Source organism: Niveispirillum sp. CC-CTL257, assembly GCF_059489915.1.
The window spans coordinates 752,054-777,990 of the sequence record NZ_JCAJXE010000001.1; the positions used below are offsets into that span (position 1 = coordinate 752,054).

At 64.4% G+C, this 25,937-nt stretch carries 18 protein-coding genes; 6 read left to right on the top strand and 12 right to left on the bottom strand.

The features are described 5' to 3' along the window. The first annotated feature begins 246 nt into the window (after positions 1 to 246). Together ABC729_RS03720 and serA are read left to right on the top strand one after the other, a co-directional pair. Complete coding sequence (locus tag ABC729_RS03720) at positions 247 to 1,404, top strand: phosphoserine transaminase (protein ID WP_495606305.1); 1,158 nt, start codon at positions 247 to 249, stop codon at positions 1,402 to 1,404. Between the two features lie 184 nt (positions 1,405 to 1,588). Then, a complete protein-coding gene (serA, locus tag ABC729_RS03725) occupies positions 1,589 to 3,169 on the top strand; it encodes a phosphoglycerate dehydrogenase (RefSeq protein ID WP_495606306.1) in 1,581 nt (526 codons plus the stop codon). Between the two features lie 68 nt (positions 3,170 to 3,237). Here the strand turns inward: serA and ABC729_RS03730 are convergent, their stop codons facing one another. Continuing rightward, a complete protein-coding gene (locus ABC729_RS03730) occupies positions 3,238 to 3,801 on the bottom strand; it encodes a DUF1993 domain-containing protein (protein ID WP_495606307.1) in 564 nt (187 codons plus the stop codon). A 218-nt stretch (positions 3,802 to 4,019) separates the two neighbouring features. Here ABC729_RS03730 and ABC729_RS03735 point away from each other — a divergent pair, with 218 nt between their 5' ends. Together ABC729_RS03735 and ABC729_RS03740 are read left to right on the top strand one after the other, a co-directional pair. Then, positions 4,020 to 4,382: a methyl-accepting chemotaxis protein gene (locus tag ABC729_RS03735; RefSeq protein ID WP_054167173.1), complete on the top strand. Its 363-nt coding sequence runs from the start codon at positions 4,020 to 4,022 to the stop codon at positions 4,380 to 4,382. A 95-nt stretch (positions 4,383 to 4,477) separates the two neighbouring features. Further along, positions 4,478 to 5,716: a TIGR03862 family flavoprotein gene (locus ABC729_RS03740; RefSeq protein WP_495606308.1), complete on the top strand. Its 1,239-nt coding sequence runs from the start codon at positions 4,478 to 4,480 to the stop codon at positions 5,714 to 5,716. Here ABC729_RS03740 and ABC729_RS03745 read toward each other — a convergent pair. From ABC729_RS03745 to ABC729_RS03795, 11 genes are all read right to left on the bottom strand, one after another. Then, entirely contained in the window at positions 5,679 to 6,971 is a 1,293-nt protein-coding gene (locus ABC729_RS03745; RefSeq protein ID WP_495606309.1) for a DUF3422 family protein, read from the bottom strand. The genes ABC729_RS03740 and ABC729_RS03745 overlap by 38 nt on opposite strands. A gap of 88 nt (positions 6,972 to 7,059) precedes the next feature. Further along, positions 7,060 to 10,236 (bottom strand): hypothetical protein, encoded by a 3,177-nt coding sequence (locus tag ABC729_RS03750; RefSeq protein ID WP_495606310.1) that lies wholly within the window; start codon positions 10,234 to 10,236, stop codon positions 7,060 to 7,062. A 22-nt stretch (positions 10,237 to 10,258) separates the two neighbouring features. Next, entirely contained in the window at positions 10,259 to 11,053 is a 795-nt protein-coding gene (locus tag ABC729_RS03755; protein ID WP_495606311.1) for a MinD/ParA family protein, read from the bottom strand. Next, entirely contained in the window at positions 11,050 to 12,057 is a 1,008-nt protein-coding gene (locus ABC729_RS03760) for a flagellar biosynthesis protein FlhF (protein WP_495606312.1), read from the bottom strand. The genes ABC729_RS03755 and ABC729_RS03760 overlap by 4 nt, the downstream gene beginning before the upstream one ends. 112 nt (positions 12,058 to 12,169) lie before the next feature. Then, positions 12,170 to 14,287 carry a flagellar biosynthesis protein FlhA gene (flhA, locus tag ABC729_RS03765; RefSeq protein ID WP_495606313.1) on the bottom strand — a complete coding sequence of 706 codons (2,118 nt, stop codon included), beginning with the start codon at positions 14,285 to 14,287 and terminating at the stop codon, positions 12,170 to 12,172. A gap of 55 nt (positions 14,288 to 14,342) precedes the next feature. Next, complete coding sequence (locus ABC729_RS03770) at positions 14,343 to 15,884, bottom strand: sigma-54-dependent transcriptional regulator (RefSeq protein ID WP_495606314.1); 1,542 nt, start codon at positions 15,882 to 15,884, stop codon at positions 14,343 to 14,345. Positions 15,885 to 15,927: 43 nt separating this feature from the next. After that, entirely contained in the window at positions 15,928 to 16,824 is an 897-nt protein-coding gene (locus tag ABC729_RS03775) for a motility protein A (protein ID WP_495606315.1), read from the bottom strand. 3 nt (positions 16,825 to 16,827) lie between these two features. After that, on the bottom strand, positions 16,828 to 17,154 hold the full coding sequence (fliN, locus tag ABC729_RS03780) for a flagellar motor switch protein FliN (RefSeq protein ID WP_495606316.1): 327 nt from the start codon (positions 17,152 to 17,154) through the stop codon (positions 16,828 to 16,830). Positions 17,155 to 17,193: 39 nt separating this feature from the next. Beyond that, complete coding sequence (locus ABC729_RS03785; protein WP_495606317.1) at positions 17,194 to 17,940, bottom strand: FliH/SctL family protein; 747 nt, start codon at positions 17,938 to 17,940, stop codon at positions 17,194 to 17,196. A gap of 12 nt (positions 17,941 to 17,952) precedes the next feature. Beyond that, entirely contained in the window at positions 17,953 to 19,608 is a 1,656-nt protein-coding gene (gene fliF / locus ABC729_RS03790) for a flagellar basal-body MS-ring/collar protein FliF (RefSeq protein ID WP_495606318.1), read from the bottom strand. A 270-nt stretch (positions 19,609 to 19,878) separates the two neighbouring features. Further along, positions 19,879 to 20,712: a helix-turn-helix domain-containing protein gene (locus ABC729_RS03795; RefSeq protein WP_495606319.1), complete on the bottom strand. Its 834-nt coding sequence runs from the start codon at positions 20,710 to 20,712 to the stop codon at positions 19,879 to 19,881. A gap of 153 nt (positions 20,713 to 20,865) precedes the next feature. Here ABC729_RS03795 and dnaE point away from each other — a divergent pair, with 153 nt between their 5' ends. Together dnaE and ABC729_RS03805 are read left to right on the top strand one after the other, a co-directional pair. Further along, positions 20,866 to 24,357, top strand: coding sequence for a DNA polymerase III subunit alpha (gene dnaE / locus ABC729_RS03800; RefSeq protein WP_495606320.1), 3,492 nt, complete (start codon positions 20,866 to 20,868; stop codon positions 24,355 to 24,357). A gap of 2 nt (positions 24,358 to 24,359) precedes the next feature. Then, the gene (locus tag ABC729_RS03805; protein WP_495606321.1) at positions 24,360 to 25,817 is read left to right on the top strand and encodes a hypothetical protein; all 1,458 of its coding nucleotides are present in this window, start codon (positions 24,360 to 24,362) and stop codon (positions 25,815 to 25,817) included. Positions 25,818 to 25,937: the final 120 nt, after the last annotated feature.

The following is a 25,937-nucleotide window of genomic DNA, read 5'->3' on the forward strand; positions in this document are numbered from 1 at the left end:
TACCATTGCAGGCCGGCGACCGCCAGCCCGCCGCCCATGCGGCGTGAGCCAAGCCGCCGGATGGCGGCGCCCGGCGTCTGAGGGAACAAACTAGAGGTAATAATCTTTCCCCTGCGTGTCTCGCAGAGCAGAAATCTGATCACTGCGCAGCGATGCCCCATTGACGGGCACCTTCCAAGTCCATAGCTTCGGCGGCGGGTCACACCCCCCCAACGGGGTGCTACTATTCTGGAAGGAATAGCCATAATGGCTGCGCCGAAGCCGGGCAATCGCCCCGCCAATCCGCAATTCTCGTCCGGCCCCTGCGCCAAGCGCCCCGGTTGGACGATCGAAGCCCTGAAGGGTGCCCTGACGGGCCGCTCGCACCGCTCCAAGCCCGGCAAGGCCAAGCTGGAGCAGGTGATCAGCCTCTCTAAGGAAATTCTGGGCATCCCCGCCGATTACCGGCTGGGCATTGTTCCCGCCTCCGATACCGGTGCCGTTGAAATGGCCCTGTGGTCGCTGCTGGGTGCCCGTGGCGTCGACATGCTGGCCTGGGAATCCTTCGGCAAGGACTGGGTAACCGACGTCGTCAAGCAGCTGAAGCTGACCGATGTCCGCCAGATGATCGCCGGTTACGGCGCGCTGCCCGACCTGACGGCCGTGGATTTCTCCCGCGATGTCGTCTTCACCTGGAACGGCACCACCTCCGGCGTCCGCGTCGCCAATGGTGACTGGATTGCCGCTGACCGCGAAGGCCTGACCATCTGCGACGCGACCTCTGCCGCGTTCGCCATGGACCTGCCGTGGGACAAGCTGGATGTCGTCACCTGGTCCTGGCAGAAGGTGCTGGGCGGTGAAGCCGCACACGGCATGATCGCCCTGTCCCCCCGCGCCGTTGACCGGCTGCTGAACTACAAGCCCGCCTGGCCGCTGCCCAAGATTTTCCGTCTGGCCAGCAATGGCAAGCTGTCGGAAGGCATCTTCAAGGGTGAGACCATCAACACCCCGTCGATGATCGCTGTCGAAGACGCGCTGGATGGCCTGAACTGGGCCAAGTCCGTGGGCGGTCTGGAAGGGCTTATCGGCCGGTCAGAAGCCAACCTGAAGGCTGTGGCCGACTGGGTTGCCAAGACCGATTGGGTTGATTTCCTGGCCGACACGGTGGAAAGCCGCTCCTGCACCTCCATCTGCCTGAAGATCGTTGACCCCTGGGCGACGGAACAGTCGGCAGAGGCGCAGGCCGAGATCGCCAAGAAGCTGACCAGCCTTCTGGAAAAGGAAGGCGTGGCGCTGGACGCCGGTTCCTACCGTGATGCCCCGCCGGGTATCCGCATCTGGGGCGGTGCCACGGTCGAAAATGCCGACATCGTGGCCCTGCTGCCCTGGCTCGACTGGGCGTATGAGACGGTCAAGGCCGGCTGATCCCGCGTTCCAACTGATCTCCCGTCATTCCGGCGAAAGCCGGGACCCAGGTGCCACAAGCTCCACCCTACCGGCAGCGGACAGCGACGCAGTGTCGCCCATCGTTCCTGTGGCCCCTGGGCCCCGGTTTCCGCCGGGGTGACGGAAACAACCAATCCCGCATCTTCATGCGAAGGACATTCCAATGCCCAAGGTTCTGATTTCCGACAGCCTGTCCCCCCGCGCCGTAGAGATTTTCAAGGAGCGCGGCGTTGAGGTTGACGTTAAGGTCGGTCTGAAGCCTGATGAGCTGAAGGCCATCATTGGCGAATATGATGGTCTGGCCATCCGCTCCAACACCAAGGTGACCAAGGATATCCTGGCCGCCGCCACCAACCTGAAGGTTGTCGGCCGCGCCGGTATCGGCGTCGACAATGTCGACATTCCGGCCGCCACGGCCCGTGGCGTCGTCGTCATGAACACCCCGTTCGGCAATTCCATCACCACGGCCGAACATGCCATCGCCATGATGTTCGCGCTGGCCCGTGAAATCCCGGCCGCCAACGCCTCCACCCATGCCGGCAAGTGGGAAAAGAACCGCTTCATGGGCGTGGAGCTGTTCGGCAAGGTGCTGGGCGTCATTGGCTGCGGCAATATCGGCGGCATCGTCGCTGACCGCGCCATCGGTCTGAAGATGAAGGTCATCGCCTTCGATCCCTTCCTGTCGCCCGAACGCGCCACCGAGATCGGCGTGGAGAAGGTGGAGCTGGAAGATCTGCTGCGCCGTGCTGACTTCATCACCCTGCACACGCCGCTGACCGAGGCCACCAAGGGTGTGCTGGACGCCAAGGCCCTTGCCAAGACCAAGAAGGGCGTGCGCATCATCAATTGTGCCCGTGGCGGTCTGATCGTGGAAGAGGCATTGCAGGCCGCCATCGAGGCGGGCCATGTGGCCGGTGCCGCGCTGGACGTGTTTGCGGAGGAGCCGGCCAAGGCCCACCCGCTGTTCGGCAATGAAAAGGTTGTTGCCACCCCGCACCTGGGCGCATCCACCACGGAAGCCCAGGAGAATGTGGCGCTGCAGGTTGCCGAGCAGTTGGCCGACTATCTGGTCAATGGTGCTGTCGTCAACGCCCTGAACATGCCGTCGGTCACCGCCGAGGAGGCCCCGCGCCTGCGCCCCTATATGAAGCTGGCCGAACAGCTGGGCGGTTTCGTGGGCCAGTTGATCGATGGCAGCCTGAAGGGCGTGACCATCGAATATGAAGGCCAGGCCGCGACGCTTAACACCAAGCCGCTGACCGCCATCGTGCTGAAGGGCCTGCTGGGCCCGCTGATGGAATCGGTGAACATGGTCAATGCCCCCGTTATCGCCAAGGAGCGTGACATCAAGGTGGCCGAGACCAAGCGCACCATCGACGGCGATTACCAGACCCTGGTCCGCATCATCGTCGCCACCGACAAGGGCACCAACAGCGTCACCGGCACCCTGTTCGGCGGCGACAAGCCCCGCTTGGTCGAAATCGACGAAGTGCCAATCGAAGCCGAAGTAACGCCCTTCATGCTGTTCGTCCGTAACGAGGACAAGCCGGGCTTCATCGGCAAGCTGGGCACCACGCTCGGCAATGCCAGCGTCAACATCGCCACCTTCCACCTGGGCCGCACCGCCCCGGGCGCCAACGCCATCTGTCTGGTGTCGGTCGATCAGAAGGTGGACGAGACCCTGCTCGCCACCATCCGCGCCCTGCCCAGCGTGGTGCGCGCCACTGAACTGGCCTTTGCCTGATCCTGACCGGGGTCACGAAGGGGAGAAGGGAGGGCATTCGCCCTCCCTTTTTCTTTGCCCGGCCCTGATCAGGCAGGCGTGGTGCCAGGGGGGCGCAGATAGGCCAGCATGTGCGGCACATAGTCGGCCTTGCCCAGCGGTAAGCCATGATGGCGCAGGATCGCGTAGGCCGTGGTCAGGTGGAAATAGAATTGCGGCAGGCACCAGTCGCGGGCGTATTGGTCGGGCGACAGGTCGAAGATCATGCCGTTGGGCAGGGCCAGCGAAATGGTGTGCCCGCCATGCTGGTCCAACGCCCCGGCCGGTAAGTCCTTCAGCGTGCCAATCGCGACGGACAGGCATTCCCGCGCCTGCGCCCAGGTTCCCGGATCGGTATTGGCATTCCAGCCCTGTTGGCGGACGGAAAGCAATGTCTCTGGCAGGGCCAGACCCTGAAGACGGAACAAGGGCTCCTGCGCCTGGAAGCAGGCGAAGCGGATTTGGGCGGCGAGCGGGTACATGTCGGGTGCCAGCCGATTCGACAGCAAGGCCGCCCTGTCGGTTCCCTGATGTGCCTCCGCCTTGTCCAGCCAACCGCCCATCGCGCATAGCGCCTGTGTGAAGGTTGGAATTAGAAGCTCATGCAGCGACATTTTATTTCTCTTCAGGTTAGGGGCGCAGGGATTGTAACGCCCATCAAGCCAGCCACGACTATCCTGGTGGCAATGGTTTCGTAGCTTCCTATCCGAAAGTGATGCCTTCGGTGGAAAATCGTAACCATGGTGTTCGACAGTTTGTGCTATGTAGTCTGTCGGACCCGGTGGACCCGGGCCCTTGATCGGACAACCCCTGAGACGCAAGGCCTTTGCAGATGAAGTACGGCAGCGAATCGAGCAATCTCTCCGGCGCTGGCAAGAGCGAGGTGTCCTCCGCCTTGCAGGAAATCAGCCGTGAGTTGGAAGGCCTGCGGACCGAGATTGAGAAGGTCGGCACGGTGGCGCAGCAGATTGACGCCATCGCCAAGCAGACCAACCTCCTGGCCCTGAACGCCACCATCGAAGCCGCCCGCGCGGGCGAAGCCGGTAAGGGCTTTGCGGTCGTGGCCGGCGAAGTGAAGAACCTGTCGGGCCAGACCGCCGCCGCAACGGCTGAAATCTCTGCTGTGCTGCAGAGCCTGACCAAGCGCACCCAGCATCTGGGCCAGCTGGTCGAGCGCGCTATCACCCACGCCTGATCGCGTGTTGTGAGATTGGAAAGGGCGGTGCCGGCGACGGCGCCGCCTTTTGCGTTTTGAATGATACTCCCAGGTAAAGTTTCAGGATCTCACTGATGTCCAACCGCCCCATCCTGATCATCGGCGCTGGCCCGGCGGGGCTGATGGCGGCGGAAATGCTGGCAAAGGCTGGGCACGCCGTGGAAATCCATGACGCCATGCCCAGTCCGGCCCGCAAATTCCTGATGGCGGGGCGTGGCGGACTGAACATCACCCATTCCGAACCGCTGGACCGGTTCATTACTCGCTATGGTGCCGCCCGGCCCTTCATGGATCCGTTGATCCGCGCCTTCACACCGGCGGACCTGCGCGACTGGTGCCATGGGCTGGGGGTGGAGACGTTTGTCGGTTCCTCCGGCCGGGTGTTCCCGAAAAGCTTCAAGGCCTCCATCCTGCTGCGCGCCTGGCTGCAACGGCTGGACGGGTTGGGGGTGAGGCTGTTCACACGTCATCGCTGGACCGGATGGGCGGCCGACGGGACCGTGACGTTTGACACCCCGACGGGTCCGCAGACGGTCCAGGCCGCCGCCACTATCCTGGCGCTGGGCGGTGCCAGTTGGCCCCGGTTGGGATCGGATGGCGGGTGGAACGTGATACTCGCGGCGCGCAATGTGCCGCTCGCCCCGTTCCGCCCGTCCAACAGTGGTTTTGATGTCGCCTGGAGTGCCGGGTTCCTGGAGCGGGCGGAAGGGGAGCCACTGAAGCGCATTGCCGTGACCTTCAAGGACCGCACTGTTCCCGGCGAACTGGTGGTGACGCGCACCGGGCTGGAGGGTGGGGCGCTTTACGCATTGTCGGCACCGCTGCGGGACGCGATTGAGCGGGACGGCAAGGCAGTTGTGCATTTGGACTTGAAGCCCGACCTCACGGGGCCACAGGTGCAGAACAAGCTGGCCCGTACCCCGCCCGCCGACAGTCTGGCCAACAAACTGCGCAAGGGTCTGACCCTGGGGCCGCCGATGGGTGCCCTGATCCGCGAATTCGCAGGCGAAATCGATCTGGGGCGCACGGGCAATCTCGCAGCTTTGGTCAAGGCACTGCCGGTCACCCTGTCCGGGCAGCGCGGCTTGGACCGCGCGATTTCCAGTGCGGGCGGTATCAAGCTGTCGGCGCTGGATGGCAATCTGATGCTCTCGGCACTGCCCGGCATCTTTGCCTGTGGTGAGATGCTGGATTGGGAGGCGCCGACGGGCGGCTATCTGCTCCAGGGCTGTTATGCCACGGCGGTGGCGGTGGCCGGGGGTGTGGAGCGGTTCCTTACTTCCCCGACGATACCGCCCGCCGCAGACGCCTGACACCCACCCAGACGGCGGCGACGATGGTAGGTACCGCGATACCGGTCATCAGCGCCTTTGGCGGCAGACCATCGATGGCCGGCAACCCGTCTACGATATATTTCACCAGCCCCAGCAGATAGTAGGAGATGGCGAACACCGACAGGCCCTCCACCGCCTCTTGAATCCGCAGCTGGGTCCGGGCGCGGTGTTCCAGGCTTTTCAGGATCTCGGCATTCTGTTCGGCCCGCTGTACATCCACGCGGGTACGCAGCAGGGAACTGGCGCGGCTGATCCCGGCCGCCAGTTCACCCTGACGCCGGGCCACCGCCTCGCAGGTGCGGACGGCGGGGCGGAAGCGGCGTTCCAGGAAGACGCCCAGCCGTTGCAAGCCCGGTATCCGTTCCTCCCGCAATTCCTCCACCCGCCGTTCCACCAGTTCGGCATAGGCGGTGGTGGCCCCGAACCGGTAGCGGCAGCGGACGGACAGGGTTTCAGCCTCCGCCGCCAGACGGGTCAGCGCGTCCAGCAGGCCGTGTTCTTCAGCCAGATTGCCGCCGGTGGCGGTGCGAGCGACAATGCCTTCCAGCCGCTGCTCCAGGCTGGCCAGTTCCGGTCCTGCATCCCGCGCCAGAGGTAGGCCCAGCAGTGCCGTCATGCGGTAGGTCTCGATCTCCAGCAGGCGCTGAACCACACGTCCCGCGTGGCTGGGTGACAGGGCCTTGTCGCGCAACAGGATACGGGTGTGCCCGTCGCTGCCCAGATGGAAATCGGTCCAGACCAGCGCCTCACCGCCTGCGACTTCGCTGCCCAGCAATTCACCGCGTGGGAAAATGGCCGACAGGCTGTCGGGCGTGTGATGTGGTTCCCCATCCGGCTCCAGGCGCAGATGGCAGGCCACCAGACGTGGGCCGGGCAGCCGTGCGGTCCAGTCGGCCAGGCGCGGCGACAATGCTGACCATTCCCCGGCCTCTCCCGGCGCCATGTCGGCGATGGTGACGGCTGTGAATTCGGTATGGCGTTCCCATTTGACCGTCCGGCCATCGACCAGCAACTGCACCTGTCGCAGTTCCGATCCAGGCAGGGGCAGGCCGACATCGCGGCAGAGTGCCAGCAGGTGGGCATGGTCCGCCCCCATCTCCCCTGTCAGATGGGCCAGATGCGTGACGCGGGCCGGGGTCGTGATCCGCATATGCGGTCGAGCATGCAACTCGTCATTCAGTTGCGTGCGTTGGGGATGATCCCTTCCATCGCGCCCGTCCGGTGTCATCGCCATGAAGTTCCCCCGGTACATTGTTCTGATTATGGTTAACTATGACTCGGGTGGTGGCGATGCGCCATGAGACATGTTGGCAAGAGGCCCGTCAGGCGCGCACGCCGGAACCGCGGGATGCCGACTGGACACGGGCCCAGAAATGGGCACCGGTCTGAAACCCGATGGTGCCGGCATAGCCGACGGTTTCCAGACTGTCGCGGAAGATGGTGCCGATGGATTGGCGCAGGTCCGATGGCAACAGGTTCTGGGTTCGGATCATCAGGTCAAAACGGCCCGGCCAGACCAGCCCGTCCAACTGCATCGGGCCAAGTCGGCTGAAGCTCAGGTCCAGCAGAAAGCGTTTTGCGGAGCCACGGCTGTCGCCACGTTTTTCCTCTCCGTCCTGGTCCGTTGCGCTGCGCACATGCAGTTGGGCGCGCATCACCTGTTCCGGCACGCCGAACGGGATGGGCAGGGCGCGCCAACCATCGGGTGTGGGTTCCGCCGCCTGCCTTGCCGCCGCCTGGAAATCCTCCCGCAGCTGCGCCAGAAGCCGTCCGCCGCTACGGCCCTTCAGGACCTCCGTCGCATCCCCACCCAGCCAGCCCGCCGCATCCCCGCCGCGCAGGGCCGACAGGAAGAAGGTCAGGTTGGTGGTCAGGCGTTTGGTCGGCTGTGGCAGGATATTGGCGGCGATGTTGCGGGCCATGGCGGGGTCGGCCGCGACCAGCGCCGCCATTACTTCCCGCATGGCGGGCCAGTCCGTGCCCTGGGCCGGGTCCAGCGGCGGCAGCATGCCGGCCATATCCCGGTTCTGCGGAATTTCCACGGCCAGCGTCAGGTTGGTTCCGGGCGGCAGATCGGTACGTGCACGCAGGACCAGTGTGCCTTGCGGTGTGGTCACCACCGGCTGTCCCTGGCTGGTATTGCCGACCAGGGTGCCGGTGACGGTGTTGGCTGGCGCTTCGCCGGTCATGGCGGGTGGATTTCCTGCCATATCCACAGACAGGATACGCAATTGCACCGGCTGTCCGTTTGGCAATGGCGCTGGCCGTACAATCCCATCGCCGGGAGCGGGCCTGGGGGTTGACATCTCTCCCGTTGGCGGTGCCGTGGCGGGAGCCGGGGTATCACCGCGCGCGCGTGCCAGTTGAATGCCGGGTTCGGGTGCCTGTGATGCCGGCTGTGATGGCGGTGGCGTCGGACGGGTGGGGGCGCTTTCACCACCTGCGGGGGCTGGGGGCGATGGAGGTTGTCCGGGCAGCGGACGCAGGCTGGGTGCCGGCTCCCCTCCCGTGGTTGGGGGTGCGGTAGCGGGCGCAGGGGTGTGTGGATCGCGCAGACGGGCCGACAGCACTGCCGGCTGCTCGGCCTGTGCCGGTTGCACAGGTGGCGGGGGCTGCGGCGGTGATGTCGGCTTCGGTCCTGTCACCGTCACTGTCTGTGGTGCCGTGGGCGTGGCCGGCGGCATCGGGTCACGACCACGCGCCACCTGGGTTGGCGTCGGTACCGGGGACTGCTCAACAGGCACGGGTACTGGGTTGGGAAGCGGCTGTGGTCTTGGTTCGCCCACCGTCGGCGGTGCCGTTGGGGGAGAGGGCGGCTGACCGCCGCGCAGGCGCGCCACCTGGATTGCCTGCGGTTGCGGCGCTGCTGGTTGTCCGGCATCGGGTGCCGGTCGTGGATTTGGCTGCTCAACCGTGGGGGGGGCAGTAGGTGTAGAAGCTGGCTGGCCATCACGGGCCCGTGCCGTCTCTACGGGGAGGGGCAGCACCCCCTGCGGTTGCGGTGCGGGAGGCAGAATCGGTGGCGGCTTCGGTTCCCCCGCCGTGGGTGGTGCGGTCGGGGCCGAGGGAGGCAGCCCGTCGCGCAGGCGGGAGGGCATCTGCGGGCTGGACGCGGTGGATAGCGACGCCTGCCCCGAATTGGCGGGGGGCGGCGCTGGTGGGGATGCAGGCTTGGGCTCGCTCTCTGCCGGAGGGGGAGTGATGCCAGCCGGCGGCAAAGGCTTTGGCGTCGGTTCGCCAGACGTTGCCGGCGCTGTCGGGGCCGATGGCGCGGACGGCCCCCTTGCCCTCGCCAGTTCCGGCTGTGACGGAGCGGGTGGTGGCGCTGCTTCCGGGAACCGTATCGTTGTGTCTGAGGGCGGGGGCGTGTCGCCACGTGGGGCAGGGACATCCAACGGCCGGTTGCCGCCGGGGGGGAGGGGCTGCGGCTGCGGCGTCTGTGTGCTGCCGGTTGCCGGTGCGGTTGGCGGGGGCGGTGGTACAGGTCCGCGCAGCCTTGCCTCGGCGGGCAAGGTTTGTCGGCTGGCCGGGCTGTCCAGGTCCTGGAAGGAGAACAGGCCGGATGATGGGGTCGTGGGGATGTTGTATCGCGCCAAACGGGCCAGACGCGCCGCATCCGGGTTTGGGGGAGCCGCAGGCTTCTCAGTAAGCGGCGCCGATGCCGGATCGGCCGTATCTGTTGGGGCAGGCTTCTGCCCGGCGGATGGTTGCGCGATCACGGGTGCCGCCCCACGCTGCGGGGTCGCGGTGACGGGTGCATCACCCAACAGGGCTGCCAACGGGGAAAGAACGGCAGGCGTTTGCGCCGGCGCGGGGCTTGGCGTCTGGGGCGGGGGGGCGCTGCCGCCTACGGAAGGGAGAGGGGGCGGAACAGGAGCGGTTTGGGCCGGCGGGGCAGAAGCGGTCGGGGGGCTGGCTTGCCCAGGTGCGGGCGTGCCTGCTGTCGGGGCCGGTGCCTGGCCCGCCGGTACCGTGACGGTGGCACCACTGGCGGCGTTGCTGGTGCTGACCGGGGCGGGGGGTGAAGGTGCGCGCGGCGTGGCCGCCACCACGATGGCCGCGATGGTCGCCCCGGGCTGAATCTGTGGCAGCGGTTGGGCCGGTGGGCTGGGGGCTGTTGTCTGTGGTGCCGCAGCCTTGTCGGTGGCCGGCGTGTTCACCGCCGGGGCCGGCGTCTGTGTTTGCGGCGGGGCCAGGGCGGCGGCGCGTGGAGGGGTACCTGCCGCCTGTGGCGGGATGCGCAGGGTGATCGGTCGGTCCGTGGGCAGCGGGGTCGGCGTTTCCACCGACACATCGCCAGCGGCGGTGCGGATGGTGGCCTTGCCATCCTCTTGCGCCACCACCTGACCGGAAACGACGAGCGCCCGGTCAAGCCCTGCCAGCTTGTCCGGCAGGGCGCGGATCATGACATCGGCCAGCGGCACCAGACCAGGGCCGGCAGGTGCCGGACCCGCCGAGGCGGTGGTGCCGGTCAGAGCAGGGGGAAGGGGGGCGGACATGGGCGTTGCCCCGCCCGCCCGATCAGCCGGTCGTCAGCTTCTGCGCCAGCGCCATGATGTCATGCGCGGCATCGGAGGTGGGAGAACGGACCAGCAGCGGCGTCTGCGTCTTGATGCTTTCCCGTACCTTCATGTCACGGCGAATGATACCGGCCAGCTGCGGGCTCTTGCCCAGGAACTTGCGGCAGGCAGCCAGCAGGGTCTCATAGGTCTTGTCGCCCTCCGCCCGCGTCTGCGCCATGTTCACCACGATGCGCAGGTCGGCCATGGGGTTGGCCTGATAAGACAGCTTCAGGAAGGCGTAGGCGTCGGTGATGCTGGTAGGCTCATCCGTCGTCACCACCAGCGAGATGCCCGCAGGGGCGGTGAAGGTGCGGACATTGCGGTCCACACCGGCACCCAGGTCAATGACAATATTGTCGTAGGACCGGGCAAGATCGGTCAGATCATTGCGCAGTTGGGTCAGTTTTGCCGGGGGCAGATTGGCCAAGCTACCGGACCCGGAACGGCCGGCGATGATGTCGAACCCGCCTTCATTATAGCGAGTGGTGGAGCCGGCCAGCGTCACCATGCCGTCGATCACCTGACCCAGGTCACGCTTGGGCATCAGGCCCAGCTGGATATCGACATTGGCAAGGCCCAGATCGCCGTCGAACAGCAGGGTCTTACGACCCAGCTTGCTCAGCGCGTGCGTCAGGCTGATGGAGAAGAAGGTCTTGCCGACCCCGCCCTTACCGCTGGCTACCGCCAGGATGTTGCGCTGGCGCAGCGGGGTGACATTGGCGGAGGCGGCCATCATCGCGGACAGGTCGTTCATGCGTGGGTCCCCGTTTGCTTGGCTCGCCGCTGTTCGGCTTGCAGTTCCGGCATCATCATCTTGGCCAAAATTGTCGGCGTCAGGGCAGTCAGCCCGTCGGCAACTTTTGTCGTCGCACTTACATCTGCAAAAGCCAGGCCAGCCTCATGCGCGGCGGCCAGAAGGCTTCCATAACGCCGGGCCATGTCCATGCGGGTGGCCAGCAGGCGCTTGGCGCCCACGGCACGGAAGGCCTTGGCGATCTCCACTGCCTCCACCGGATCAAGGCCGGCGGGCATGACCAGCACAGGCTCAACATCCGTTGCGGTGATGAACTCCCGCAAGTCCTTCATATCCTGGGCGTTGTAGGGATTGCGGCCAGCGCTGTCGACCAGCACCTGTTCCATCCCCCGTGACACTTCCACCGCATCCGACAGGGCCGTCGGGTCCTCCACGGTGATAAGCCGCAGTTTCAGCACGCGGGTGAAGGCCTGCAATTGTTCAATGCCGCCCGCCCGGATCGTGTCGGTCGAAATAACCCCGACAGGACGTTTCTGCAGGGCACAGCGGGCACAGAGCTTGGCGACGGTCAAAGTTTTCCCACCACCCGGCGGGCCAACCAGCATGAAGGGACGCGGAGCCTTACCATCGGGCATGGGCTGGAAGCTGAACACGGCGTCCAATGCGGCAGCCATGGCCATCATCGGATCGCGTGTGTCGAAATCTTCCAGACTATCAACAAGCCGCTGGTTCAGTTCCGCCGGTACGCCATGGCGCAGCAGGGCGTCGGAGACGACATCAATGGGTTCCGGGCCTTCCGGTTCCAGAAAGCGCAGGGGATTGGGGGCGGCGACCGGCGCGTGGGTCGCCAGCATGCCCTCATCTTCCTCGATGGCGGCGGTCACGCGGACGCCGACGCCTTCCTCCTCGCGGGTGGCCACGATGATGGCGTCGTCGCCCAGCACCTCGCGGACAAGCCGCATGGCTTCCTGCATGGATGGCGCATGGAACGATTTCAGACGCATGCTGACCCCGCCTTCCCGGCCCTCCAGCCATTGTTGATCCTACAGCCCACCACTATAGCAGCCTTTTCGGCGAAAACCCTATGGCGGTGGAAGATATGTCTCGGCCCCGCCATCATATCTGCCCCAACGTCTTGATCTTGGCCTTGGGGTGGATCTCGTTCTGCGACATCACCACGGTTGCCGGACGGAAGCGCTCAATGATGGAGCGCACGAAGGGCCGGATCAGCGGGGAGGTCAGCAATACCGGTGCCTCGCCCTGCATGGCGAACCGTTCGAAGGATTGGCGCACGGCGGTGATGAATTGCTGCAGGCGTGACGGGGCCATGGACAATTGCCGCTCGTCGCCGTCGCCCACGATGCTTTCCGCGAAGGCCTGTTCCCATTCCGGCGACAGGGTGACCAGCGGGATGAAGCCCAGATCGTTGGTGTTGCTGTCCGAAATCTGACGCGCCAGACGGGCGCGCACATGTTCGGTGATCTGGGTCATGTTGCGGGTATAGGCGGTGGCCTCCGCCACACCTTCCAGGATGGTCGGCAGGTCGCGCACGGACACACGTTCGCCCAGCAGGTTCTGCAACACGCGCTGCAAACCACCAATGGTGATCTGGGTCGGGACCACATCGCCCACCAGCTTCTGGTGTTCCTTGCCCATCTCGTCCAGAAGCTTCTGCGTCTCCGCATAGGAGAGCAGATCGGCCATATTGTCCTTGATGATCTCGGTCAGATGCGTGGTGACGACGGTGGGCGGGTCAACGACCGTATAGCCCTTGAACAGCGCCTCTTCACGGTAGGCCCCATCGATCCACATGGCGGGCAGGCCGAAGGTCGGCTCCGTCGTTGCCTCGCCCGGCAGGCCGATACGGTCGCCACGCGGGTCCATGCACAACAGCATGTTGGGCCGCACATCGCCCCGGCCCGCCTCAATCTCCTTGATGCGGATCAGGTAGGTATTGGGCGGCAGCTGCAAATTATCCTGGATGCGGACGGCGGGCATGATAATGCCGATCTCCCCCGCCAGCTGCCGGCGCAGGCCTTTGATCTGATCGGTCAGGCGGTGGCCGACCTCCGAATTGATCAGCGACAGCAGGCCATAACCCAACTCCAGGCGGACAAGATCGATGGCCAGCGCGGTGGAGATCGGTTCGTCAGCGACCGGGGCGGGGGCCGCGGCGGCGGCGGCCTGTGTCTCCTGCTCCGCCTCCATCGCTTCGCGCATCATCTTGGTTTTCGGCAGATAATAGGCGGCGGCGGCCAACCCGATGGCCAGCAGGCCGAACGGGATTTTCGGCATGCCGGGCAGCAGGCCAATGGCCAGCACTACGGCAGCTGTCAGACCGAGGGCCGTGGGATAGAAGGTCAACTGCCCGAACACGGCCTTGTCGGTGGAGCCGGTGGAGCCCGACTTCGACACCATAAGACCGGCAGCCAGGGAGACCAGCAGGGCCGGGATCTGCGACACCAGACCGTCACCGACGGTCAGCAGCGTGTAGGTCTGGCCCGCCTCCAGGAACTCCATGTCCTTTTGGGCGATGCCGATGATCATGCCGACGATGATGTTCAGGAAGGTGATGACCAGACCGGCCACGGCATCGCCGCGCACGAACTTGGACGCACCGTCCATCGAACCGAAGAACTGGCTTTCATCTTCCAGTTCCTTGCGGCGCTTGCGGGCCTCACCTTCGTCGATCAGGCCGGCGGACAGGTCGGCGTCGATGGCCATCTGCTTGCCGGGCATGGCGTCCAGGGTGAAACGGGCAGCCACTTCAGCGATACGGCCCGAACCCTTGGTGATGACGCTGAAATTCACCAGCATCAGGATGCCGAACACGGTGACGCCGATGATGAAATTGCCGCCCATGATGAACTGGCCGAACGTCGCGATGACGTGGCCGGCGGCGTTCACCCCCTCATGCCCGTGACCCAGGATCAGACGGGTCGAAGCGAGATTGAGCGCCAGTCGCAGCATGGTACTGACCAGCAGGATGGTCGGAAAGCTGCTGAATTCCAGGGGCTTCTGGATCGACAGCACCGTCATCAGGATCAAGACGGAGAACGCGAAGGAAATGGTCAGGCCCACGTCCAGAAGGAAAGTGGGCAAGGGGATGATCAGGACCACCACGATGGCCAGGATGGCAATCGCGAACCCAACCTCGCCGCGTTTCAGCGACTGGCCGATAAGGCGCAGAGCATCCTGGGCGGAGCCTACATTCGTCTGCGGTTGGTCGGTCATGGGCGGTGGTCTTAAATCTCTGTGTCAGGGAAGGTCGGGATCAGGGGGCGGGCGGTCATCCCACCGCCCGGTCATCCTCCACCCCGCCCGCCGGCGGCGGCACGGCCACGCCACCCTCGCTGTACTCCTTCAGCTTGTTGCGCAGCGTGCGGATGGAGATGCCAAGGATATTGGCGGCATGGGTGCGGTTGCCCAGCGTATGCTTGAGCGTATCGATGATCAGGTCGCGTTCGACATCGGCCACAGTGCGGCCCACCAGCGCCTGGGTCGCTGACCCAGCGGGCAGGAAGCTGCTGCCCGCATCGGCCACGGGAATGACCGGGGCCGGTGGTGCCGGCGGATAGGGCTGCGGTGCGTAAGGCTGCGGCGAATAGATCGACGCGTTGCCATAGCTGTTGGCGGCGCGCGCGGCAGCGGGCATTACCGGCTGTGGCGGCGGTGCCGGCTGATAGACGGTTGGCTGCGGGGGGGCAGCTGGGGTTGGCGCATAGGTCGGATCGGCACCCGTCAGCAGGATGGCGTCGGTCCCGATCTCCGTCCCGCGCGACAGCAGCACGGCGCGATGCATGGTATTTTCCAGCTCACGCACATTGCCGCGCCAGTGATGCGACTGGAGCAAAGCCATGGCGGCGGGGCCGACGGTGCGTTCGGGCAGGCCATTGGCCTCCGAATATTTCGTCGCGAAATGTTGGCACAACAGCGCGATATCGTGCGGACGATCCCGCAGCGGCGGTAGATGCAGGGCCACCACATTCAGGCGGAAATACAAGTCCTCGCGGAACCGCCCGGCCTTGGCCTCTGACAGCATGTCACGGTTGGAGGTGGCCAGAATACGGATATCCACCTTGACCGGCGTGTTGCCACCCACCCGGTCGATCACCCGTTCCTGAATGGCGCGAAGCAGCTTGGCCTGCAGGCGCAAATCCATTTCCGAGATTTCGTCCAGCAGCAAGGTGCCGCCATTGGCCTCTTCGAACTTGCCGATGCGCCGGGCGACGGCACCCGTAAAGGCACCCTTCTCATGCCCGAACAGCTCGCTTTCCAGCAGGTTCTCTGGGATGGCGGCGCAGTTTACGGAAACGAAAGGCGCGCCCGACCGCCGGCTCTTGCGGTGAAGATAACGGGCCATCAACTCCTTACCCGTCCCGCTTTCGCCGGTGATCAGGACGGACGCGTCGCTGGGCGCGATCTGGTCGGCGAGCGACAGGGTCGCGGCCATGGCCGGGTCGCGGCTGACGATGGCGTGGCTTTCCTCCGCCACGGCCTCCAGCACAGCGGCGATCAGGTTCGCGTCGGGGGGCAGGGGGATATATTCCTTGGCACCCGCCCGGATGGCCTTCACGGCGGCCTGCGCATCGGTGCCCACGCCACAGGCGACGACGGGAACCGCGAACCGTTCATTCTTCAGGGCATCAACCAGGATGCGCACGTCCAACTTGACGTCGATCATCACCAGATCGGCACCCTGGCCGGTGCGCAACGCGTTCAGCGCCCCCTCGATACTATCTGTATGCGCGACCTTCGCCCCCTTCTGCAGGGCGATCTTGCCGGCGGCGCTGATATAGCCTTCGAGTGTTCCCACGATCAGAAGACGCATCGTCCTACCCTTTCACTCACCGGTCCGGTCGTTCAAACGGAAGTCATTCATAGTTAGTCAGCCGCAGTTCGGGCGGCAGCACTGTATTGATCATCACCTCCAGCCGGCGGGGATTCTCCTGCCGCGCCACCGAACCGGCGGCCAGCAGGTAAAGCCCGTCGACCAGCGCCTCGCGTTCCGCATTGCGGTCGATCTTGGCGGCGATGGGGGAAAAAACCATGGAACCCAGGATGGCCCCGTAGAAAGTGGTGATCAGCGCCACGGCCATGGCGGGGCCAACCGTGGACGGGTCCGACAGGTTGCCCAGCATCTGCACCAGACCGACCAGCGTGCCGATCAGGCCCATCGCGGGCGCCACCTCCGCAGCGCGGCGCATCACGGCGGACGCTGTCCGCGCGCGCGACAGGTTGGCCTCGATCTCCGTGCGCAGGATGCGTTCGGCATCATCGGCGGGCAGACCATCGGCGATCAGTTCCACCGCCTTGGACAGAACGGGCCAAGCCTTGGTGCTTTTGGCCAGCGGCTGCAGCGCCAGTGGCCCGCTGCGCCGGGCGAATTCCGCCAGCGACAGGGCTGTCTGCGCTGCCGCGCGCGGGTCGGGCGTATTGGCGATCATGGTGGAGGACAGAGCTTTCAGCGCCGCCTTCATATCGAGCAGTGAGAAAGAAATGGTGGTGATGGCCGCCGTCCCGCCCAGCACGATCAGGATGGATGGGACATCGACGAAGGACCCAACCCCGCCACCGCCCATGAACAGCGCACCCAGCACCAGCAGCAGACCCGATGAGAGGCCCACGACGGTGGCCAGATCCAGCCGTCGCCGCATGCGTGGCAGGGGCGGGGTCTTAGCCGGCGGCATGGGGGCAGGTGCTGGCGCTGCCGCCGCCTGGGGCGGGGGTTGCGGTGCCGTTCGACTGCGGGTGGGGATGCGGTCGCTCATGCCCTACGCCCGTTCCGTCTTGATGATTTCGGTCATGGTCACGCCCAGCCGATCTTCCACGACCACGACTTCGCCACGCGCCACCAGGCGGTTGTTCACATAGATGTCGATGGCTTCACCCACCTTGCGGTCAAGTTCCACCACGGCACCCTTGTTGAGGCGCATCAGGGTGCTGACCTGCATGTTGGTCTTGCCCAGCACGGCGGAGATTTGCACCGGGATGTCGTAGACGGACTCCAGGTCCTTGACGACGGGCAGCGCTTCCAGCTCACCACCGCCGCCGCGACCGCCTTCGAAATCACTCAGCGACATATCGTCCTTGGCGGCCATCTCAGCCCCTATCCGCGCTGTTTATGATGTTCAGCATGCTCACAGCGTCGCCTCACGTTTGGGGGCGAGGATCACATCCTTCGGCCCACCAGGGAAATCCGCCAGGACGTCGCCGGCAAGACGCTCAATCTCCGTCCACAGCCGCCCGACCTCGCGCTCCGCGCCGCCGGCGGCCCAATCCACTTTCACGTCCATCTGGCTCAGTTTCGGGTCGGCCAGGACGGTAACCTGTCCTGCAAAGCCATGGCGAAGGGCCATGTCGTCGATGCGTCCGCGCAATTCATCAAACCAGCGTTCATTCACGCGGAAGACCAGTTTCGGTTCCTCCACCAGTTCTTCCATGAAGGCGGCGATCACTACTTCAATCTCAGCCAGCCCTTGGCGTTCCACGAGACCGGGCCAAAGCTTGCGCATGATGGCCAACGCGATGCGGGCCGTATTCTCCTGCCGCAGCTGCGCCTGCGCGTTCTGCACGGACAAAAGCTGCTTCAGGCCGTTTTCCACGCTGCGCAGGGCGTTGGACAGTTCCTGCTGCGCCTCAACTTCCGCCTGCTGCCGCCCTTGCTGGATGCCTTCGGCCAGGGCGGCGGTGCGCGCCTGATCCTTGGCCATCTTCACCTGTTGCTGCAGCTGCTCCACGCTGAAGGTGGGTGGCGGCGGGGGCGGCGGCGGTGCGGGGGGCAGTTCGGGTTCGGGTTCCGGCGGCGGGTCAGCAGACTTGAACGCCGGGTTGCCGAACCCGTCCTCGAAATCCTTCTCGAACAGAAACTTCTGAATGGTTGCCATGCTTCAGAAGCCTCAATTTTCCTGATAGAGCCAGTTGCGGATGATCGACACCGCTTCTTCCGGGTGCTTCTCCACGATCTCGCCGACCTTGCGCAGGGAAGAGGCGCGCACGCGCCCGTCGACACGGTTGATGTCGATCATCTGCTCCAGTTCCTCGTTGGCCTGCGCGGCCTCCATCGCCAGTTCGCGGGCAAGCGCGCCGCCGCCGGGGCCGGCCAGCTGTGGCACGCCGCTGCCATCGGACAGAAGATCGGGCTCTTCATCCAGCTGCGGCGACCGGTCCAGGGCGCGGGTCACCAGCGGCTTGATCACCAGCAGGATGACCAGGATGGCGACGATGGCAAGGATCAGCGTTTCCGCGATGCGGATCACGTCGGCCTTGGGCATCCCGAAGATGGTCTCTTCCATGGCGGCCAGTTCATCCTCCGGCCGCGAGAACTGCATGGAGATCACTTCGACATTGTCGCCACGCGAGGGATCGACACCGACCGCAGACTGCACCAGCCGCTGCAACTGCGCCAGCTCGGCCTCGCTGCGGGGGGTGTAGGTGCGGGTGCCATCCCCGGCGGTTGTATAATTGCCATCCACCAGGACGGCGACCGACATGCGGCGGACCTGACCCGTCTCGCGCTCATGCACCTTGGTGGTCTTGGAAATCTCGTAATTCACCGTTTCTTCGGAACGGTTCCGCTTTTCCGAATTGGCACCCGCAATGTTGTTGGCGGCATCGGCGTTGGGCAGATTGTTCGCCACGGTGACGGGGTCGACGCCATCGCGGTTGTTGCTTTCGCTGTTTTCCGTCACCGATTGCGTGCCGCGCACCACCTGACCTTCAGGATCATAGATCTCACTGTTGGTGGTGATACGGTCGAAGTCCATTTCGACGGAGACCTGCGCCTGCACGCGGCCCTGGCCGACGGACCGGCCCAGCAGTTCCTCAATGGTCTGCGTCAGTTCGCGTTCGCGCGCCAGACGCCGTTCCTCCGCGCTGGCGGCGATGGCTTCCGGCGTATTGGGGCGCAGGCCGCGCGACAGGAGATTGCCCTTGTCGTCCAGAATGGAGACGTTGGCCGGCTCCATCTGCGGGACGGCGGTCGCCACCAGCTGCTGGATGGCCGCGACCTGCTCCTTGGACAGCGGCTTGCCAGGGCGCAGTTTCAGCAGGACAGACGCCGTCGCCGTCTGTGCCTGCCGCGCGAACAGCTCACGCTTGGGCAGCACCAGATGGACGCGGGCGTTCTGCACCTGCTGCAAGGTCTGGATGGAGCGGACCAGCTCCCCTTCCTTGGCGCGCAGCTGTTGCATCTGCTGCTGGAAGGCGGTGGTACCGAGCCCTTCCGGCTGATTGAAAATCTCGTTGCCGACATTGCCACCGCTGGGAATGCCCTGCTGCGCCATCATCATGCGCAGGCGGCCCACCTGATCGGCCGGCACCTCAATCCGCGTACCGTCGGGCGACGCCTTGTAGGGTATCTGCTGCGCCTCAAGCTGCTGCACGATGGCACCGCCGTCAGACGGCGACAGCTCGCTATACAGCAATGCCATGGTCGGCGCCGACCATTGCCCCGCGAAGAAGATGATCGAGCCGATGGTAACCAGCACAGCGGCCCCGATCCCCGCCAGGCGCAGGGTGCCGAGATTCCGCAAGGTTTGCAGAAACGACTCCACGTGGATCATCTCCTGTCAGGCGAGGGCACTTTGGGGCACAAAATACTAGCGTTTTCCCGCCTTTACGAGATGCTTTGCATCTGGATCGTTAAGTCAGGCGGTGTCAACTGGGCAATTTTTGCCCGATTCGCCAGCACTGTGACATGAAAAGCACGCCTCATGCAATGTACAAGAGGGATAGATGCAGGTGGCTTTGCGGAATGCAAAAAGCCCCGGCCCTTTCCCGGTTTGACAGGAAAGAAGCAAGGGCGATGCCAGGAAAGGGGTGTTTCAGGGCCTGGAGAACCATTCCCTGGTCGCGTCATCCGCCGGATAAAACAGCTCTACCCGCAGGTTCTGCAGACCCGCATCCAGCGGCGTGCCGACCATGGCAATGATGGAAAACAGCGACAGGCGCACCCCGTCCTTGTTGAAACGGGTGTAAAGCGTCGGCGCGTCCGGTAGCCCGTCCCCGAATGGTGTGCCCAGTGTTGCCAGAGTGGGGTCGGCCAGCAGATCGGCGAACGGCTCTGCACCCACGGCCTGCACGGGGTCCTCCAGCAAGGCCTCCGCCTTGATACGGCGGATCATCCAGGCCGCGACCTCCGCCCAGTTTTCCACCATGCCCTGCATGCCGGGCGACAAAAGCAGGCGGACAAGATTGGGGTTAGGCGTCTGGGCGATGGCTGGGCCGGCCAAAAAGCCCAACAGACGCTGTGCCCCATCATTGGCCTGGATCAGATTATAGTGCCGATCCACGACGACGGCGGGAAAGGGCGACTGCGTCTCCAGCATATGGCTGATGGCGGCCTTCACCGGTGCCATTTCCGGGGCCTCCAGAGGAGAGCTGTCCCACGCGGGTGCGAAGCCAGCGGCCAGCATCAGAGCGTTCTGATGCCGCAGCGGCACGGACAAAGCCGTCGCCAGTTGCAGCACCATCCCCCTTGAGGGCCGCGACCGCCCCGATTCCAGGAAGGACAGGTGCCGCTGACTGGTATTGCAGCTCAATGCCAGATCCAGCTGGCTCAATCCCCGCGACGCGCGCCAGCGCTTCAGCAGCGGGCCGAACGCCTCAGCATTGTTGATGCGGCGGCGCGGCGCGGGCTGGCGGGCGGGGTTGGACATGGGGCACCTGTTCAATCGCGGCACCGCCCTTTTCCCATGCATGGCCGGGCCTGTCGATTACATGGCAGGTAATAAACGCCGACACACTCGCCATCCGCCAGCCATCCGCGCTAAGGTCGGGCACCCGTCCCGCCGCCGGAAGCTTGTTGCCCCATGCCCGCCGATCCCGGTTTCATCCATCTGCGTGTCCATTCCGCCTATTCGCTGGCCGAAGGGGCGATCAAGACCAAGGAACTGGTGAAGCTGTGCAAGAAGCACGGCTATCCGGCTGTGGGTGTGACGGATACAGGCAACCTGTTCGGCGCGCTGGAATTCGCGATGGCGGCGTCGGACGATGGAATACAGCCTATCATTGGCTGCCAGATGTGGGTCACGCCCTTCGGGCCGCAGAAGAAGGTGGCGGGTCGCGTGCTGGGCCCTGGTGCCGATCAGCTGGTCCTGCTGGTGCAGAGCGAGCAGGGTTACCGCAATCTGATGCGGCTGGTTTCCGTCGCCTTCATGGAGACGGAAACAGGCCTGCTGCCGCAGGTATCGCTGGAGAAGATGGAAGGGCTGACCGACGGGCTGATCTGCCTGACGGGTGGGGTGGGCGGCGGCTTGAACCGGCTGCTGCTGGACGGGCAGAAGCCGCATGCGCTGGATCTGCTGGAACGGCTGAAGACCCTGTTTCCGGGGCGGCTCTATATTGAGCTGATGCGCCATGTGGAGGGGCCGCTGGCCCAGGCGGAGGATAAGGCTGAGGCCGACCTGATCGATCTGGCTTATGCGCATGAAATCCCGCTGGTCGCCACCAATGATGCCTATTTCGCCGACGCCTCCATGTATGAGGCGCATGACGTGCTGCTCTGCATCGCGGAGGGTGCCTATGTGATGCAGGAGGAGCGGCGTCGCGTCTCCCCCCATCATTATTTCAAGTCACCGCAGGAGATGCGGGAACTGTTCGCCGACATCCCCGAAGCGGTGGACAACACGGTCGTCATCGCCAGACGCTGCGCCTACATGCCGCGCAAGGTGAACCCCATCCTGCCGCCGTTTGCCAGCGCCAATGGGCGGGAGGAACCCGATGAGTTGCGCGCCCAGGCCCATGACGGCCTGACCTACCGCCTGAACAAATATGTGTTCACCAGCGGCATGGCGACCGACGAGAAAGAGAAGATCGAGAAGGAATACCGGGCGCGCCTGGATTTCGAGCTGGAAACCATCATCAAGATGAAGTTCCCCGGCTACTTCCTGATCGTGTCGGACTTCATCAAATGGGCCAAGGATCAGGGCATTCCCGTGGGGCCGGGCCGTGGGTCGGGTGCCGGCAGCCTTGTGGCCTGGTCGCTGCTGATCACCGACCTTGATCCCATCCGCTATGGCCTGCTTTTTGAACGCTTCCTGAACCCGGAACGCGTGTCGATGCCCGACTTCGATATCGATTTCTGCCAGGATCGCCGTGAAGAGGTGATCAAGTATGTCCAGCAGAAATACGGGTATGACAAGGTCGGGCAGATCATCACCTTTGGTAAGTTGCAGGCCCGCGCCGTGGTGCGCGACGTGGGCCGCACGCTTCAGATGCCCTATGGTCAGGTGGACCGGATCTGCAAACTGATCCCCAACAACCCCGCCAATCCCGTCACCTTGCAGCAGGCGTTGGATGGCGAGCCGCAATTGCAGGAGATGAAGCGCGGGGACGAGACGGTGGACCGCCTTCTGACCATCGCGCTGCGTCTGGAGGGGCTGTACCGCCACGCCTCCACCCACGCCGCCGGCGTGGTTATCGGTGACCGGCCGCTGGATCAGCTGGTGCCCATGTACCGCGATCCGCGTTCCGACATGCCGGTCACGCAGTTCAACATGAAATATGTGGAACTGGCCGGGCTGGTGAAGTTCGACTTCCTGGGCCTGAAGACGCTGACGGTGCTGAAGACCGCCGTGGATCATGTCCGCGATCTGGGACCGGAACTGGACCTGCTGGATCTGGATATGGAGGATCAGAAATCCTATTCGATCCTGGGCCGGGCGGAGAGTGCCGGTATCTTTCAGCTGGAAAGTTCGGGCATGCGCGACGTGTTGCGCCGCATGAAGCCGAACCGGATCGAGGACATTATCGCACTGGTGTCGCTGTACCGTCCCGGCCCCATGGATAATATTCCGAAATACATCAAGGTGAAGTTCGGGCAGGAAGCACCCGATTACATGCATCCGGCCCTCCAGCCCATTCTGGAAGAGACCTTCGGCATCATGGTCTATCAGGAACAGGTGATGCAGATCGCCCAGGTTCTGGCCGGTTACTCCCTGGGTGGCGCTGATCTTCTGCGCCGCGCCATGGGTAAGAAGATCAAGGAGGAGATGGAGAAGGAGCGGGCCAAGTTCATTGCGGGCTCGGCGGAAAAGCTGGCCGTGCCGGAGGAACAGTCCGGCCTGATCTTTGATCAGGTGAACAAGTTCGCGGGCTATGGCTTCAACAAGTCACACGCCGCTGCCTATGCCCTGGTCGCCTATCAGACAGCCTTCATGAAGGCCAATTACCCGGTCGAGTTCATGGCCGCCACCATGACCTATGACATGGGCAATACCGACAAGTTGAACCAGTTCCGCCAGGAACTGGTGCGGCTGGGCATCCGGCTGCTGCCGCCCGATGTCAACGCGTCGGAGCCGCGCTTCCGCGTGGAAAAGCTGGCCGATGGCAGCCGAGCCGTGCGCTATGCCCTGGCCGCCGTGAAGGGCGTAGGCCAGCAGGCCATGGAAATGGTGGTGCGGGAGCGGGCGGCGAACGGCCCCTTCAAGGACATTTTCGACTTTGCCCGCCGCGTGGACAGTTCGGCGCTGAATAAGCGCATGCTGGAAAAACTGGTCTGTGCTGGTGCCTTCGACAGCCTGAACCGCAACCGCCAGCAGTTGTTCGCCGGCCTGGAAACGGTGGTGCGTTACGCCCAGGCCGAGGCGCAGCAACGGGAAAGCGGTATGGCCAGCCTGTTTGGCGGGTCGGAGGCCATGAAGGCCCCGGACCTGCCCAAGGTGCCGGACTGGGACCCGCTGGAACGGCTGCGGCATGAGTTTGAAGCCATCGGCTTCTATCTGTCGGCCCACCCGCTGGACAGTTTCGCGCCCGCTATGACCCGCATGAAGGTGGTGAAGTTCAGCGAGCTGCCGCGCCTGATGCGCGATGCGAAGTCCACGCGCTTCAAGTTGGCCGGCATTGTTGTTGCCAAGCAGGAACGAACAGCGAAAAGCGGTAACCGTTTTGCCTTCGTAACGCTGTCTGACGCGTCCGGTGTTTATGAGGTGACGCTGTTCGCCGAAACACTAGCACAGAGCCGGGAGATGCTGGAGGCGGGCAGGGCGGTGCTGCTGTCGGTGGATGCGCAGAAGAATGGCGAGGAGATGCGCCTGACCTGCCAGGGCGTGCTGTCGCTGGAGGATGAGGTATCTAAGAGTGCGGCGGGCCTGCGCATCCTGCTGGATGATGTGAATGCAGTGCCAGCCATCAAGACCACCCTGGGCCGCCTGCCGGTGGGCCGGGGGAAGGTGACGCTGGCCGTGGAACTGGACGCACTGCGCGAAGTGGAGATCACTATTCCGGGTGCCGTCTCCATTAATGCCGCCAGCCGGGGAGCGTTCAAATCTATCCCCGGCGTCATAGAAGTTCAGGAGCTTTGATCATGACCACGCCGCAGGCAGCCCCAGGCCGTACCCTGGCCGGTACCGCCAACGCCGAACGCCTGACGGGCACGGCCGATGACGATACCCTTAACGGTGGGGCCGGCAACGACACGCTGGATGGTGGCGCTGGTTATGACACTGTCACTTTCGATCATTTGTCGGCGGCCAATACCGCTCTGACCATCACCATCTCCGTCGATCGCATCACGGCCACGGGCAGCGAGGTCGATACGCTGATCGGGATTGAACAGGTGAGCGTAACCAGTTCGCGTTTCAGCGACGTCATCACTGGTAGTGACCGACCGGAATGGATTAATGGTTCTACCGGTGCTGACACAATTGACGGGGGTGGGGGCAATGACACGATCCTCGGGGGCGCCAATCTGGACCGCATGACGGGTGGTACTGGGCAGGACCAGTTCTGGTTCTTCGGTCCCGACACTGGCGGATACGATCTGATTACCGATTTCAGCACTGATGATGTCCTTGTTTTCCATCGCACTGTCGGGCTCGAACTGCTGGATTTGCCCATCACGTCCATCTCCGTCGGCAATGGCACTGGTCTGCTGCTCGGTCAGGCGCATGTGCAGTCCATTGATGGTGGCGTGCGGGTGTTTGTGGGGCAGAATGCCGATCCCGGCTTCGACATGGCCGTCGACCTTTCCGGGCGTTTCACCCTTGCCGATTTCGAGGTGTCGTCAACAGGGCAGGTGCGGCTGGTCACGGCGCGGACGGTGAATGGCACGCCCAACGACGACGTGCTGCGCGGCGGCGCTTTCAATGACACGCTGTCCGGTGGGGCTGGCGACGACAGTCTGGTGGGCGGTGCGGGTGCGGACCGGCTGGACGGAGGTACCGGCGTGGATGCGGCGGGGCTGAAGGCCAGCTTCGCCAGTGTCACCATCACGCGCCAGGCGGATGGCAGCACACTTGTCAGCACCCAGGAGAATGGCCTGACCGTCACCGACCGGTTGACGGATGTGGAACTACTGTACCTCTCCGACCGTGTGGTGCTGCTCACCGCAACAGCAGGACAGCAGGCTCCCAGCGCCAGTCTGCCCCTGGGCTTCAATGAGGCGCAATATCTGGCAGCCAATCCCGATGTCGCCGCCGCCGTTGCCGATGGCCGCTTCGCCAGCGGTTGGGCACATTATCAGGCCTATGGTTATGCCGAGGTGCGAACGACCAGCAGCCTGTTCGATAGTGACTGGTATCTTACCCGGAACCCGGATGTGGCAGCGGCGGTATCGCAGGGGGCGGTGACGGCGCTGAGTCATTACATGGCCTATGGCTGGCGCGAAGGCCGTGACCCGTCATCCGCCTTCGACACCAGTGCCTATTTGGATCGCTACAGCGATGTGAAGGCAGCCGGTATGAACCCGCTGGTCCATTACATCGCCTGGGGGCAGGCCGAGGGCCGGATCATCACGGCGGCGGACGCGGGCTGGTTGGGCTGATCAACAGTGAAATCCAGCATACCGGGACGTTCGGGGCGACAAAGGTCATACCTCCAACGTCCCGATAGGAATTCAACTAGTTAGTAGTTATAAAGTTGGTGAGCATTCGTCGACGCGAGG

Coding starts and splice junctions, on each gene's coding strand:
- ABC729_RS03755 (WP_495606311.1), bottom strand. CDS start 11,053: ATGAACGACCTGTCCGCGATGATGGCCGCCTCCGCCAATGTCACCCCG.
- flhA (WP_495606313.1), bottom strand. CDS start 14,287: ATGACCGACCAACCGCAGACGAATGTAGGCTCCGCCCAGGATGCTCTG.
- ABC729_RS03785 (WP_495606317.1), bottom strand. CDS start 17,940: ATGGCAACCATTCAGAAGTTTCTGTTCGAGAAGGATTTCGAGGACGGG.
- fliN (WP_495606316.1), bottom strand. CDS start 17,154: ATGGCCGCCAAGGACGATATGTCGCTGAGTGATTTCGAAGGCGGTCGC.
- ABC729_RS03735 (WP_054167173.1), top strand. CDS start 4,020: ATGAAGTACGGCAGCGAATCGAGCAATCTCTCCGGCGCTGGCAAGAGC.
- ABC729_RS03795 (WP_495606319.1), bottom strand. CDS start 20,712: ATGTCCAACCCCGCCCGCCAGCCCGCGCCGCGCCGCCGCATCAACAAT.
- dnaE (WP_495606320.1), top strand. CDS start 20,866: ATGCCCGCCGATCCCGGTTTCATCCATCTGCGTGTCCATTCCGCCTAT.
- ABC729_RS03730 (WP_495606307.1), bottom strand. CDS start 3,801: ATGTCGCTGCATGAGCTTCTAATTCCAACCTTCACACAGGCGCTATGC.
- ABC729_RS03720 (WP_495606305.1), top strand. CDS start 247: ATGGCTGCGCCGAAGCCGGGCAATCGCCCCGCCAATCCGCAATTCTCG.
- ABC729_RS03775 (WP_495606315.1), bottom strand. CDS start 16,824: ATGAGCGACCGCATCCCCACCCGCAGTCGAACGGCACCGCAACCCCCG.
- ABC729_RS03745 (WP_495606309.1), bottom strand. CDS start 6,971: ATGGCGATGACACCGGACGGGCGCGATGGAAGGGATCATCCCCAACGC.
- ABC729_RS03750 (WP_495606310.1), bottom strand. CDS start 10,236: ATGTCCGCCCCCCTTCCCCCTGCTCTGACCGGCACCACCGCCTCGGCG.
- ABC729_RS03770 (WP_495606314.1), bottom strand. CDS start 15,884: ATGCGTCTTCTGATCGTGGGAACACTCGAAGGCTATATCAGCGCCGCC.
- ABC729_RS03760 (WP_495606312.1), bottom strand. CDS start 12,057: ATGCGTCTGAAATCGTTCCATGCGCCATCCATGCAGGAAGCCATGCGG.
- serA (WP_495606306.1), top strand. CDS start 1,589: ATGCCCAAGGTTCTGATTTCCGACAGCCTGTCCCCCCGCGCCGTAGAG.
- ABC729_RS03740 (WP_495606308.1), top strand. CDS start 4,478: ATGTCCAACCGCCCCATCCTGATCATCGGCGCTGGCCCGGCGGGGCTG.
- ABC729_RS03805 (WP_495606321.1), top strand. CDS start 24,360: ATGACCACGCCGCAGGCAGCCCCAGGCCGTACCCTGGCCGGTACCGCC.